Annotated in this window: 6 protein-coding genes; 4 read left to right on the top strand and 2 right to left on the bottom strand. The window is 32.9% G+C overall.

The window, feature by feature from the left end:
* The first annotated feature begins 110 nt into the window (after positions 1-110).
* The 3 genes from IC221_RS02895 to IC221_RS02885 all read left to right on the top strand — a co-directional run bounded on the left by IC221_RS02895 (position 111) and on the right by IC221_RS02885 (position 7,269).
* Positions 111-1,430: a dihydrolipoamide acetyltransferase family protein gene (locus IC221_RS02895; RefSeq protein ID WP_188167520.1), complete on the top strand. Its 1,320-nt coding sequence runs from the start codon at positions 111-113 to the stop codon at positions 1,428-1,430.
* A 554-nt stretch (positions 1,431-1,984) separates the two neighbouring features.
* On the top strand, positions 1,985-2,365 hold the full coding sequence (locus IC221_RS02890; RefSeq protein WP_188167519.1) for a hypothetical protein: 381 nt from the start codon (positions 1,985-1,987) through the stop codon (positions 2,363-2,365).
* Between the two features lie 293 nt (positions 2,366-2,658).
* Positions 2,659-7,269: a T9SS type A sorting domain-containing protein gene (locus IC221_RS02885; RefSeq protein ID WP_188167518.1), complete on the top strand. Its 4,611-nt coding sequence runs from the start codon at positions 2,659-2,661 to the stop codon at positions 7,267-7,269.
* Positions 7,270-7,540: 271 nt separating this feature from the next.
* On the opposite strand, the gene IC221_RS02880 is transcribed toward IC221_RS02885, so the two are convergent.
* Positions 7,541-8,116 carry a hypothetical protein gene (locus IC221_RS02880; RefSeq protein ID WP_188167517.1) on the bottom strand — a complete coding sequence of 192 codons (576 nt, stop codon included), beginning with the start codon at positions 8,114-8,116 and terminating at the stop codon, positions 7,541-7,543.
* 667 nt (positions 8,117-8,783) lie between these two features.
* On the opposite strand from IC221_RS02880, the gene IC221_RS02875 reads away from it, so the two are divergent.
* Positions 8,784-9,182 (top strand): hypothetical protein, encoded by a 399-nt coding sequence (locus tag IC221_RS02875; RefSeq protein ID WP_188167516.1) that lies wholly within the window; start codon positions 8,784-8,786, stop codon positions 9,180-9,182.
* Between the two features lie 490 nt (positions 9,183-9,672).
* Here IC221_RS02875 and IC221_RS02870 read toward each other — a convergent pair whose 3' ends face one another.
* Complete coding sequence (locus IC221_RS02870; protein WP_188167515.1) at positions 9,673-12,414, bottom strand: T9SS type A sorting domain-containing protein; 2,742 nt, start codon at positions 12,412-12,414, stop codon at positions 9,673-9,675.
* Positions 12,415-12,617: the final 203 nt, after the last annotated feature.

Below are 12,617 nucleotides of genomic sequence, written 5' to 3'. Positions count from 1 at the left end.
TAATTAAATTTCTTTTAGTGTTATTTGAACACTAATTTTTTAACTACACTTTTATTACCTTTGCACAAAATCAATGTTTTCAAGAAAGACACAAGATCAACTAAATATATATGGCACAAGTAGAAATGGTTCTTCCTGCAATGGGAGAAGGCGTTATGGAAGCCACAGTTTTAGAATGGCTAAAACAAGAAGGAGACACAATTACATTGGATGAGTCTGTAGTGGAAGTAGCTACTGATAAGGTAGATACAGAAGTTCCAGCTACAGTGGAAGGTGTAATCAAATCAATCTTAGTTCAGAAAGACGATGTCGTTCAGATTGGTTCTCCTATAGCTATTGTTGAGACTGAAGGCGGAGACGATGCTCCTGCTGAAGAACCCCTAAAAGATGTTGAGGAAGTGGCACAGACAATTATGTCTGATATCAATCAAGCAGCTTCTTTCCCAACTGAAATTAGTGCAAAAAGTGGAAATAGATTTTATTCTCCATTAGTTAGAAATATTGCGAAGACGGAAGGTATTTCACAAGAAGTTTTAGATTCAATTCCTGGTACTGGAAAAGATGGAAGAGTGACTAAAGATGATATCTTGTCATTCATTAAAGATGGAGTACCTCAATCTGCTCCTGCTAAAACAGTGGCTCCGGCTCCTGTAGCTCAAACTTCTGCGCCGGCACCAGCTCCAAAAGCTGTTACGCCTCCTCCAGCTGTTGCATTAGACAACGGAGATGAAGTGATCGAAATGGACCGAGTGCGTAAGATGATTGCCGATAGAATGGTAAGCTCTAAACACACTGCTCCTCACGTGACTTCTTGTGTGGAAGCTGACTTAACGAATGTTGTGCTTTGGAGAAACAAACACAAGGAAAGCTTCAAGAAGAAAGAAGGTGCCAACCTTACTTTTATGCCGATCATTATCTCTGCGATTGCCAAGGCGATCAAAGAATTCCCAATGATCAACGTACAAGTGGATGGTAGTAATATCGTAGTGAAAAAGGATATCAATATTGGTATGGCCGTAGCAATGCCAAATGGTAACCTTATTGTTCCTGTTATCAAAAATGCGGATCGCTATAGTTTAAGCGGATTGGCCATTAAGATTCAGGACTTATCAATCCGTGCTAGAGAAAACAGATTGAAGCCCGACGAATTACAAGGTGGTACTTACACAGTATCTAACATCGGTTCATTTGGTAACACAATAGGCACGCCTATCATTCTTCAACCACAAGTGGCTATTATGGCTATAGGTACAATCAGAAAGAAACCTGCTGTTATCGAGACGCCACAAGGTGATACAATCGGTATTCGTCAATTTGCTTACTTCTCTCACTCTTATGATCACCGTGTAGTTGATGGTGCTCTTGGAGGTATGATGGTAAGAAAAGTTGCAGACATATTAGAAGGCTGGGATCTAAACCAAGAAGTTTAGTAGTATTATTCTAAGTTTCAGTTTTTCAAAAGAGATGTTTTCGATCAAGAAAGCATCTCTTTTTTCATTTATGAACACCACTCTGAAAAGCTATATCCAAAAACGGACACTTTTACGAAATCCATAAAATAACTATCCTAAAAATCGATTAAATTAAAATATCAATAATTAAAATGCTTAAAATTTACACTTCATTCAAAAATTAGATCTTTTTTTACAGTTCTGCTAACAAACAACACCAATCAACAGACACCTCTATTACTTTATCGAAATAATCATATAAAAAACAATGGTGATCATGATCATTTATTCTGTTTTTTTATTGACCTAGATCAACATTCAGAATATTATTCTGTCTCAAAAAGGGTAATTCGTACGTTTATGAACACATTGTTCATTAAAAGCACTATTTTAAGTATGAAATTTACACTTAAAACACCTAAGACCACAGCAAACAAACTCTATAACAGTGAGTTAACTTCTTTTGGCACATGATTAGTATTATTCTAAGCATAAGACAAAAAAATAATTGCACTTTAAAATATATAGCTGTTATGAAAACTTTAAAATACTTCTTCGCATTTATCTTCGTAGCACTTGTTTCTTTAAATACAACATTTGCAGACAACGAAGACGAGATTACGAAACTAAGAGCTTCAGTAGAAAACGCTGACAATTGGTCAACGTATGCTGATGCAGCTGAAAGATGTATAGAGTTGAAGACTAACCTTAGCGAAGCTTACGTATGGTTAGAAACAGCAATTCAGATGTCTCCTAACGCTAGAAACTTTGAGTTAAAAGGAGATTATCTAAAACTAAATGGTGCTAAAGATATGGCGGTGGAAGCCTACAGACAAGCCATTTTAAAAGGTATGAACGATGATTCTTTTGACGTCCAAAATGTTCAAAAGAAATTATTGAAACTTGTAAAGTAAAAGATATAAAATAATTAATTGAATTGAGCTAGTATTAAATGCTGTTGGAGTTTTCCGACAGCATTTTTTTTGTATAAATATTACGATTAGCTATGAATGAAAACAATAAACATTCTATCATTTTTGTTATACATTTTTTCGTTTGTAAAACATCAATCTATAATTAACTTTGTGTGTTCAAAAACAGACTTAAAGTAAAAAGCACTCTATTTAAAACTAATTGACTAGGGCTGTATCAATCTATTTTATTAATTATGAGATTAAAATACTTTTTATTCTTGGGATTTTTCATAATGTCTCAATTCATTTATGCTCAAGAAACCACTAAACTAAAAACTGATCGAAGTATTTCTACAAACCAAATTCTAGAAGAAAATAAAGGATTTGAAGAAAACAATTTCCATATTCGGTTTCAAAAAGACTCAACAGAAATTGCTTTAAAGGCAGAGAAAATTAAATCGGTCATTATTAATGAAAAACATGATCAAATTATCTCCTCTTATCAGAATGATTTTTTGCCTAAAGAACAATTGCATCATTTTCAATTAGAATATGGAATTGATTCCATTAATCTTCACAATCAGAGAGGGGATATAAACTCTAATAATCAAAGTACACTCACTTTTTCTGAAACTGAACTACCAATTCATCTTACTCGTTCATTTATTGAGCAAGTAAAAATTGGTAAGGAAGAACTTTTAACAGACAGAGAAGAATGGGTTAAAGCACATATTTTACACAATATCACTATTCCAAATGACGAGCAGGAATCTTTTGAATTTTTGCAGGAAGAAAATGAAGATATAGGTCAAGATGAAGTGATTGGAAAAAGTGGTTCAAGGTTACTGGTAGATGATGAGATTATACTTCAACTTGATTCAACGATTTGGTATCAAATTATTTCACCAACGGATTCAATCCCAACTAAGAAGATATATAGAACATTTAATAGTAACAATGATCAAATCTCTTATCAAAGACATGAAATTAATGAAGAAGGTAATTGGTATATTGATTATGAATCTGTGTCTGAATATAATGAAGATGGACAGTTGATATCAATTAACTATAAAGATACTAGAAAAGGTGAATTCTCCACCTATTCAATATACGAGTATACTTGGTTAAATGAGTTAGAAGGTATATTAGAAGTTTATAATTATGATGTTAGTACTCAACAATTAGAAAAAGATATTAAATGGGAATTCAAATATACAGATGCTTTCAGTCCAACCGACAGTGACATATTGTATGAGTACACAGAAAGGTATAAATACAATAAAGATTTTCAAAAATATTTCGGATCTGATAAATATGAGTACACTCATAATGAAAATAATGTTCAAACCTCTTATAAATATTATCAATGGAATCATCAAATCACGGATTGGCTTCTCGTAAATACTAAAGATTACGAACTAGACAATTACGATCGTCAAATTTCAATAATAGAAAGTTGGAAAAGAGGTCATTATGGCTCCCTTCAAAATTATATTAAGAAAAGTAAAGAATATGATGACAATGGAAATCTAATCCTTGACGAATACTATAGATGGAATGAAACTTTACAGGATTGGGTTGGTCAATATAAAACAGTCTCCTCCTATAATGAGCATAACCAAATCATTTCAGAGATTTCACATACTTGGTCATCAAAAGAGAATAAATTTATCCCCAATAGCAAGAATACATATGGCTATGACAAAGGAGTTCAAACTTTAGTCGAAAATGAAAGCTACGATGATGTACAAGAGCAGTGGGATAAAAATTATAAATATGTTTACATATTTAATGACGATGGGTATAATACTAAAATGGAATATTATACTGGAAGCAGTAATAATGAATGGAGGCTAGTAAGCATTGATTCTAGTGCTTATGATGACCAAGGACGATTAATTTCTAAAATAGATTTCCGTGAAGGTACAGGTTATCAGAATAAAATCAGCTATGAGTACACTGATGACAATATGACTAAAGAAACTATTCAAAAATGGGATCTTGTTCAAGAAGAGTGGATTAATTATCAACAATACTACTATACTACTGTAACTGAAAATAATGCTTCAATATGGATGGAGAGTGACTGGAATAATGAAGAGAAGCAATGGGAATTTAATAATAGGATTGACATAACTTATAATAATGATGGTTATGAAACCTCTAAAAAAACATATACAGGAGCAATAGATACTTGGGTAAAAAATGGTTATACATCAATTGAATACGATGAGTTTGGTAGTATAATAAAAAAACAAGAGTTTAAACCATTTGGCAATGATTGGTCAACAGAGGCTTATTCAACAGATATTTTTCAATATGATTATAAAGGAAAAATTATTTTAGAAGAAAGGGTTATTCCATCAAATGCCGATAACAGTTATAAATTTGAATATAAATATCCAATTTCAGGTTATTACAAAACACTTGAGATACATTTGTATGGACTCCCGGGCAATTATACCTCAGGTGTCAAAACTGAACAAGAGTCTTATAAGCCTTTTCTAAAACCCATTTTTATAAATAACTACATATGGATTGAAAATAGCTGGAAAGGTAATTATAAATACGAATATTCTTACGATGATCTAGGGCTAAAGTCATCATCAAAATACCTTCAAAATTTTGATGATGAAAATGCAATAACAGGTACTCAAGACCTCTACAAATATGACAGTAATGGTAAAAAAATATACCACCTAAACCAAAAGTACAGAAACAAAGAGTGGTTCAATTCTTCACTAAGAGAATATGCATACAATGAGAATGGAAATGAGCTATTCAATTCTTATTTATACGATTGGGATGAGAATAAAGAAGATTACACCCGTGGTTATCAAACCATCAATAAATACAATGAAAGTAATGATATAATTGAATCTATAAGTCAATTCTATACTAATGGAGAATGGAAAAACAATTACAAGAAAGAGTATAATTATATCGATAAAAATAGTTATGATATAATAAAATATAATTCCTCAGGTTATGACTTTAATTCTTGGTATAAAAAGGGATATTCTGAGTATAGATATGATAAAGAAAATTTCATCTCAACAGAAACTGCATATCAAATTAACTACTCTATAGAATCTGAAGAGGTAGAAAAAGTGAGTGAAAGAAAAATCTATTTTTCTTCTTCAAGACAAAACTCAAGATTAAAAGAGACATATAAAGATTATAAGGATATTTCAAATAATTCAACTGATATTCATGAAATTCATGATTGGTTTGAAACATTTAGAAGCTCTTATAATCTGAAAAACAGATTTAATGGGTATGCTACACAAGATAATTCTTTACTCATTATGGAAGATTCTGTAAATAATAAACTTTCTTCTAGAACCTATTATTCAAATCACGGCTCATATGATTCTCCTAGTTGGGTTCCTATTGAAAAGTATGAATATGAAAATGCTAACGGGGTTCAATCAGGAATTACTCAATATATTTATAATGGAGAGACATTTGACCCTACTATAAAATACAGTCATTTCTATTCTGAAGAAACTGAGGTTCACTCCTTTTATAAATATGTATACAAAAACGGAGCTTTTGAAAAAAACACCAAATACGAGCATCAGCTAAATCAAGAAAATTATTTTATCTTCCGTTCAACATATTACTGGAATAATGAACTCGAAAAATGGGTTGGAGATGTAAAATATGAAAATGGTGGTACTTACATTTGGAATGATACAAATGATGAATGGATAGGAGAATCTAAAATAATTAGTAAGGAAGATAAAACCGAATATACTGAATGGGATATATCAACAAAAAGTTGGGTTTTCACCTACCGTACAAAAGATACTGATTTAAAAAATCAAAGTATTTATGAAATTGATCGCTGGTTTAATAATGAATGGATACCTGACAGTAAACGAATAACTACTACAACAGTTGATTACGAAATACAAGAGGACTTTAGTTGGATAAAAGCAGAAAATAAATGGCACAAAAAAAGTAAGACTACTACATATCAAAATGAAGAGGGTTTCACTGAAGTAGAACAAGAAATTGGGATTAATGGTGAATGGAATAATTACAAGAAAATAATCTATATTAAAGATATATACTTCAACGAACCACATATAAAAGGGCTGTTAAGAAAAGAAGAGGTGCTATATTGGGTAAATCAAAATTGGCAAGAATTTCAGATTGTTGAAAGTTGGAGCTCATCAGTTGAATTCGCTTTGTCTTTTTTCAAATTTGACCCTAAAGAAAAAGAATATGTCCCTTCCTACAAGATGGATACTAATTACTCTTACACATGGAATGAGCAATTGAATAATTGGCTTGGCGTTAGATCAAATAAAAATTCTAACATTACTGAAAAGTGGAATAATAACAGCCTTCAATGGGAACTCCACGAAAGGAAATCAGATTTCTATTCGCCAGTTATTAATTTCAATATTCCAGAATCTATACCATTTAATGAAGTAGACCCTACTTATACATTTGATATAGTAACTACCGCACCAGGCCTAAACATTACAACCTCTGTTGAATCAGCAGAAATAAATGTATTAAAACTAAAGTACAAAGAAAGTGGTGTGATGGATTTAGTAATATCTACTCCTGAAGGTGTTACCTCTGATGGCACTCCTTATACAGCACGTGAGTTGAATATAAGCTTTATAATAGAGAAAGCTTTAGGTATTGATGATATCGTATTAGAATCTCAAATCATTGCTTACCCTAATCCCACCTCTGATTTTGTAAAAATAATGGTACCTTCTGGAACTGTTATTTCATCTGTTGAAGTGATTACAAACCAAGGAGCAAAGATAAAAACTGTCAGTAGCTCTATCATAGATGTAAGGGGTTATAGTAAAGGATTGTACTTTTTAAGGATAAATACCAATAAAGGAAATATTTCGAAATCCATTATTGTAAACTAAGCTTTCGAATAATTAACATTCGTACCAATGGACATTTTACCTAATTCGCTTGGTTTTGCTACCATAGCCTTAAATTAAAAAGCGTTTTGGATCTCATGGGAAGAGCCCATTTTAAAATGGTTTTCCGCTTGAGCTTTAACAAGTTTTAAATCATTTAGGCAAATGAAACTTAGTTTACAATGCAATAAGGTTTAAATAAGTTCGATTGATTTTTTTCAATCGAACTTATTCTTTTCAAAGATAAGTAGACGTGTTTATTAGCGAATTAAAATCAATTCAACTCAAATTCCTTATTTGTGGGAATAATCTCAAATAACTCATCCCAATAATATTGCTCCCATAAGTTTGATAACTCCGCATTACTCAAATCAGGAACATCGTTGTCTCCTTGTGTCATCACGCTAAGTAGAGCCTCCTCATGTTCATCGTCTAGGAATACTCTCATCGTTTCACCTTTATAGCCTCTATGATCTGTGTTGAGCAACGTATGAGTTAATTCATGAGCAATCAGTTTTAATCCTACACCATAATTCACGTCAAAATCTCGGCTTTGCATTTCATTCCAGACTTTGGTGTTATTATAAACTACCAATTGCCTACAATAAAAACATGCTTTGGCTAAAACATCTTTCTCATCTCCTATTTCAACGGATAACTCAATTGATTTATGGTTAAACCGTACATCCCTCTTTGATGCTTCCTTCAAATATTTATCTACGTAGGGCTTCAATAAAAGAGCCTCAGAGGTTGTGTAGTCAATGTTTAAATCTTCGGGAGCTACATTGAAGTTAATCAAACTACAAGAAGCCAAAAAAAATGATAATAGAGTATAGATAGTAGTTTTCATTTTATGTGTCGAGTTAGTGGTAGGGTAATAATTTTGTTTCCTATAACAGCTAAAACTGTATGTAGTATTACTTGTTTAGAATATAGTAAAAAAAAGGGAAAAATGCTCAAATTATTCTATAAGAATGATCCCTCCAATTTTGATTTTTGACACAAAAAAATTAATCTATCATATACTTTTAATGAGCATATTTCAAAAGCGTACACATTATATTAATACAACTCAAAAAAGATAATAATTAAATGATTTGATAAAATACAGCTCATATAAATTATATTTTTTCACTATTCACAAAAATACACCTTATAAATTACAATTTTAATAATAACAATCCATCTCTTTCAATACATTTCAATAAAACGGAAAAACATTAAAACCTAAAACAAAATAAAAACAAGGTTAATTACATAAATAATAGAATATTATTTTAAATAAGTGTAAACAACAAGACTAAAACAGAATAATATTTCAAACAAAACATGAAAAAGTGATCGGTTGCGAACAGATTGTTCAAATACGCAATAATATTTATGTTACAATTACACTTAAAAGATGAAAAATACAATACAAAAACTTAAATATCAGCTACTTAACTTAAATTGGCAAGCCTTTAGTATTAAGTAAAATGTAATTAAATGATACAAGAAAACACAAAATATATATAGTCATGAAATCTTTAAAACAACTTTTAGTTCTAGCGTTATTTGCAATCATCACTGTAAATCCTTCTTTCGCTAATCCTACTGATAACGAAGATAACGAGATTGACAAATTACGTGCTGCAGTTGAAAATGCAACAGCTACTGACTGGGAAGCTTATGCTGATGCAGCTGACAGATGTATCGAATTGAAAGCCAACTTAAGTGAAGCTTATGTTTGGATTGAAAAATCAATTGCGATTAACGAAAATGCTGAAAACTTAGAGATCAAAGGAGATTATTTAGCACTAAACGGTGCTACGGACATGGCTATCGAAATTTACAATAAGGCTATTTTAGCTGGAATGCTTGCTGGTGAAGATATTTCTAAAGTACAAAAGAAAGTATTGAAAATGTCTCGCCGCTAAGCACAACCAACAATATCACATACTAATACTAGACACGAGCAATAGATGAAGCCTTCAAGTACATACTTGAAGGCTTTTTTATATTATTATACTAATCTGTAAACTAAGTTTTCATTAAATTTTATTCAACATTTCTGCAAGCTTTTATGTTCCACTTTCAAGCTTCCTTCTTCTTCATTTTTCCATTGATGAAAAACGAAGCAAAAAATCTAGGCTTAGAAGTCAAAAGCTAAATTTCATTCCTCTCGCCTAAATGATTTTAAACTCGCTTTGCTCGAACAAGAAAATCATTTTTTACGGCTCGATTCATGAAATTCTTAACGCTTTTCCCTTCAAGGCCGGGGGAGTACTACCAAACAAACTTGGTAGAAAGTTCACTGGCGCGAATGTTAAGCGTTAGCGGCATTCGTGTCCTACAGATCATCAGAAATCTCCCGATTTCTAAATGCCATAAATATTCGAAAGCTTAGTTTACTAATCTACTATCTATTTACTTATTGAGTAGTATTTTACGCACTGTTGCATTGCCATTAACATCAAAGAACTTCAATAAATACACTCCTTTTTCTTGATCGTTGAGTGATATTTTTTCACGAGCACTATCTAAATCAACCGATAAAATTTCTCTTCCTAATGCCGTGTAAATGGTCAAATGATGGTAATCTTCTGGCTTTTCTAGGTTGATAATCCCTGTACTTGGATTGGGGTATATTTTGAGCTGATCAGCCTGTTCTAAAAACTGTTTTCTTTGGTTGCTTTGTGATAAATAATAGCTCCCTTTTTGAATAATGTAAGCGATGTCCTTACCTGCTTGTAAACTTTGAAGGCCAATCACAAGCTGTCGGTTACTTCCCAATACAGAGGTTTCATTTTGCATTATTCCTGTGGTCGTATTAAAAGAAGTCACGTAATAAAGTTCATTGTCCACCCCGCTTATAGTCATGTTTGGAGATCGTGTTGTGGTTGATTTATTGTAAAAATAAGCGAATAATTTATCTCCTGCTTTCACTCCCATTTTATCTATATTATCATTACCTGTGAGAATCAATGTCTGCTCTTGATCATTCATGGCCTGAAGCATTATGTCAGAATAAGCTGATACAGAAGTTAATTCATCATTAAAACCTTCATAGGTAAAATCTTCCCACCACCATGTCATAGGTAAAATGGGTGTTGGCTGAAATAATGCGGTCCATAATCCTCTATGAAATGACTTTTGGTAGTCAGCCATCGTTTGAGATGTCGGTGCTACCCAATCCTCTGCAAATTCTCCTGCTACATAAGGTTTATTGTAACGATCTGTAAAGGTTTGAATAGCTGAAATCACTCCTTCTACTGGCCCATAAGGATGGCTTTGTATCAAGTCCAAGTTGGGTTGATGAAACATATTATTGATTTCCGCTCCTGTGATACTTGTGGTTACAATATGATTGTAAGGATCAATGGATTTTAAATAAGTACTCATTTCATTGTGCCAAGCTTCGATGTCATTGGCATTGAAGTTTTCATCACGTATCAAATTGTCTACCTCATTGAATAATTCAATGGCTCCAATATTTGTATGATAACCCCATCTTGCTATAATGTATCTTAATCTGTTTTTATAAAGTTGCTTGGCACTTTCATTCGTAAAAAATGCTTTATGATCAGAGATTGGACCGCCATTTCCGGAGTAATAATTATGATCCTCCCAATAATTATTTCCTCCCCAATAGTCAGGCTCTTCTAATAGTGCTCCGTGATAATCCAAAGTCAGCATGATGTAAATTCCGTTTTGAGAAGCTTGATCCAACATCCAATCCATTCGAGCAATTGCAGATATATTGTAAGTTTCATTTCCATCGGTATACCTTCCAAAGTCTGTCTTTTTCCATTCCAAAGGAAGGTTCCAAGGACACATCCATGTTCTGATGAAATTGGCATTTTTGCTTTTCATCTGCTGAAAGAAATAATCGTAGGTGAAAGTTTGGTCATCTCCTAAATCCAAACGGGCTTCCCATGCGAAATTCTCTCCTATTCCTCTAAACTTTCGGTCTGAATCAAACTTAAGATTATAACAAGAAGCAGGATTGGTATGTAAAAAACCATCGTTGTAAGAATTGTTGACCGTGAAAGTATAAACACCTGAACGTTGTGAATTTTGTATTTTTTCCACATCGACCATCAACTGATATTGTCCTGTTTCCTGAGGTGTAAACCTTCCTTTCCAAAGAGAATTTCTAGAAACACCTGAGTAATAAAAACAAGGGACTACCAACTCTTTTCCGCTAGGAGTGATCAGAACCATATCCGTTTTGATGTTGTTGGGATTGTAAGGGTCTGAATATCTTGCAGTCAATTGAATGTCCACTTCTAAATCATCATAGAGGTTCATACTTGTTTTCTGCAAACTGACAGAGGAGATAAAGTTCCCATTACCCATGTTTTGGGTTGTAGCATTGACAGTATTGCTTTTCCCTGATTCATTGCCCACCAAATCATAAGCACTAACGGTAAAAGTATAATTGCTATTCGCATTGAGTTGTGCTGCCTCAAAGGAAGTGGTGTTAGAACGACCAATTTCTATATTGTCCTTATATATCACATAACCTATCACTCCCACATTATCAGAGGAAGCATTCCACTGTAGAGAAACACTTTTGGAGGAAATGTTAGTAACGGATAAACTTTGTGGTTGTGTTGGACGAGTGGTATCAATGTTCTGTTTTGCTTTTACAAAGTCATCTAAATACCATTCCACTCCAGCCGTAGTGGAAGTATAATCAAAAGTAATGATCATTTTTCCATAGTTTCCATTGGCTATTCCAGAGAAGTCAAACGTCAGCTCTTCCCATTGATTAGTGGTTGATGGGGTGGCATACCTCGCTACATAACTTCCCGAAGGACCATCTTCAAACTTCATCATTATGGTTCCAACCGCCGATGTTCTGACTTTGAGTTTGTAAACAGGATAGGTTTCAAAATCAATTTTTTCTGAGAGATTTAATGAAAGAAAATCCCATTGGTAAGCTGTAGATACAAACTTTCCTACTTGTGAGGATGAGTTGACTGCATCTTGACTGGGATTATTGACGGTGGTGTAACTTGCATTGTTACTGGCTTGAAAGTTTAAGGTGCTTTGTTCCCAATCGGAAAGAAATACTCTTTGGTGAGCGTTGATTTCTATATTGCAAAGTGCAAGAAGAAGAGAGGTCATCAATAAAAATTGAACCTTAGTAGTAATACATTTCATGTGCTAGTTGATTTAAGAAGGAGTTGGTGAAGGTTTTTTTGAAAACTAATTTATCATCATCTTTCGAGGTTCTACTTCCAACCCACTGGCGCGAATGTTAAGCGAAAGCGTCATTCGTGTCCTACAGATCATCAGAAATCTCCTGATTTCTACAACAAAAAGTATAAGTAAATTAGTTGACAGTGTAAATAAGGTATTTAAGA

The organism is Flammeovirga sp. EKP202 (assembly GCF_014534745.1).
In the GTDB taxonomy this organism is placed as follows: Bacteria; Bacteroidota; Bacteroidia; order Cytophagales; family Flammeovirgaceae; genus Flammeovirga.
This window is presented reverse-complemented; position numbering and strand designations above follow the sequence as displayed.